Origin of the sequence: Anaeromassilibacillus sp. Marseille-P3371 (assembly GCF_900169665.1) — a bacterium.
In the GTDB taxonomy this organism is placed as follows: Bacteria; Bacillota; Clostridia; order Oscillospirales; family Acutalibacteraceae; genus Anaeromassilibacillus.
On the sequence record NZ_LT835157.1, the window covers coordinates 298,263 to 300,686 of the forward strand.

Here is a 2,424-nt window from a genome sequence, read left to right on the forward strand (position 1 = left end):
TGGAAAATGACAATGCAACCCAGGAGGCAGTGGATGAGAAGGCCGAAGAACTGCTCAATGCGATTACAGCACTGCGTATGATTCCGAACAAGGACGCTTTGAAAGACCTGATTGGAAAAGCAGAGGCAGTGAACACCAGCAAGTACACAGCAAAGAGCGTGGCAGCGATGCAGAAGGCATTGAGCAACGCAAAGGTTGTGTTGAACAATGAAGCAGCGACCGAAGAAGAGGTCAAGAGTGCCGTAGAAGCACTGGAAGCAAGCATCCAGAACCTGGAGACAAAGACGACGATAGCGAAGAAGAGCGGCTCCACATCGAGAAATGTAAGCAACACATATGGAGCAGCGGGTGTGGTTTCTGCAAGCCAGAGTGCAGCGGCAAGTGTGCGCAGTGATGCGGCAAATGCCATCACGCTGAACAGAGGAAGCATGTACACCTTCAAGATGACCGTGGTCAATGGAAACGGACTGGCGCCGAGCTTCACAGTGGGCAACGGAAGCGTTCTGAAGACGCAGTTTGTGTCCCAGATCGGCAATGACTACTACTACAGAGTTTATGCAGTTGGCACACCGGGCCAGAGCACAGNCGAAACCTGGACGACCTTTGAAACCATCCTGGGCGATGCAGAAACTCTGTTGGAAAATGACAATGCAACCCAGGAGGCAGTGGACGAGAAGGCCGAAGAACTGCTCAATGCGATTACAGCACTGCGTATGATTCCGAACAAGGACGCTCTGAAAGACCTGATTGGAAAAGCAGAGGCAGTGAACACCAGCAAGTACACAGCAAAGAGCGTGGCAGCGATGCAGAAGGCATTGAGCAACGCAAAGGTTGTGTTGAACAATGAAGCAGCGACCGAAGAAGAGGTCAAGAGTGCCGTAGAAGCACTGGAAGCAAGCATCCAGAACCTGGAGACAAAGACGACGACAGCGAAGAAGAGCGGCTCCACATCGAGAAATGTAAGCAACACATATGGAGCAGCGGGTGTGGTTTCCGCAAGCCAGAGTGCAGCGGCAAGTGTGCGCAGTGATGCGGCAAATGCCATCACGCTGAACAGAGGAAGCATGTACACCTTCAAGATGACCGTGGTCAATGGAAACGGACTGGCGCCGAGCTTCACAGTGGGCAACGGAAGCGTTCTGAAGACGCAGTTTGTGTCCCAGATCGGCAATGACTACTACTACAGAGTTTATGCAGTTGGTACACCGGGCCAGAGCACAGGTGTTTACACCACCCTGCCGGGCCAGAATGCAGAACTGCATTGCACGGTAACCGTTGGCTGAACGCCGGGCAATTTGTGTAAGGTATAAACGTGTACATATTCGATCAAGCACCCGGCAGCCGATAGCAGAAAGTTTGCGTAGGAGACGCCGCAGGCGAGGAAGACGCTGTGCGTCCACCGGGCCGGAGCACAGGCGTTTACACCACCCTTCCGGGCCAGAATGCAAAACTACATTGCACGGTAACCATTGGCTGAACGCCGGGCAATTTATGTAAGGTATAAACGTGTACATATTCGATCAAACACCTGGTAGCCGATAGCAGAAAGCTTGCGCAGGAGACGCCGCAGGCGCGGAAGACGCTGTGCGTCCACAGGAGCATGGCCCAGCCATCCTTGGCGGACATCTTAGTAAATTGAGCGAAGGGAGCCCCTTTCGCAAAGAGCAGAATCCCCGCTCCGGGAAACCGGGGCGGGGGTTTACTGCGTTGAGACTTTGTGTACTTGGGATGTAAGCGAAAGATAAAATGTATGGGAATTTCCAAAAGGAAGCAAAAGATTGCAGGCCGAAAGGCGCTATGGTCCACCGTGCCGGAGCGCAGGCGTTTACACCACCCTGCCGAGTCAGGATGCGAAACTGCATTGTACGGTAACCATTGTCTGAACGCCGGGCAATTTATGTAAGGTATAAACGTGTACATATTCGATCAAGCACCCGGTAGCTGATAGCAGAAAGCTTGCGTAGGAGACGCCGCAGGCGCGGAAGACGCTGTGCGTCCACCGTGCCGGAGCACAGGCGTTTACACCACACTTCCGGGCCAGAATGCGAAACTGCATTGCACGGTAACCATTGGCTGAACGCCGGGTAATTTGTGTAAGGTATAAACGTGTACATATTCGATCAAGCACCCGGCAGCTGATAGCAGAAAGCTTGCTCAGGAAACGCCGCAGGCGTGGAAGACGCTGTGCGTCCACCGGGCCAGAGCATAGGTGTTTACACCACCCTTCCGGACCAGGATGCGAAGCTGCATTGTACGGTGACTGTTGGCTGAACGCCGGGCAATTTGTGTAAGGTATAAACGTGTACATATTCGATCAAGCACCCGGCAGCCGATAGCAGAAAGCTTGCGTAGAAGACGCCGTAGGCGCGAAAGGCGCTGTGCGTCCACCGGGCCGGAGCACAGGCGTTTACACCACCCTTCCGG

The 2,424-nt window shown here is 53.7% G+C and carries 2 protein-coding genes; one reads left to right on the plus strand and one right to left on the minus strand.

Annotation, left to right across the window (positions count from 1 at the left end):
• Positions 1 to 77: 77 nt before the first annotated feature.
• A complete protein-coding gene (locus B9Y59_RS00700; protein WP_442856168.1) occupies positions 78 to 1,283 on the plus strand; it encodes a hypothetical protein in 1,206 nt (401 codons plus the stop codon).
• Between the two features lie 871 nt (positions 1,284 to 2,154).
• On the opposite strand, the gene B9Y59_RS16045 is transcribed toward B9Y59_RS00700, so the two are convergent.
• Positions 2,155 to 2,424 (minus strand): hypothetical protein (locus tag B9Y59_RS16045; protein ID WP_207651493.1); only part of this gene is annotated, 270 nt, incomplete at its 5' end.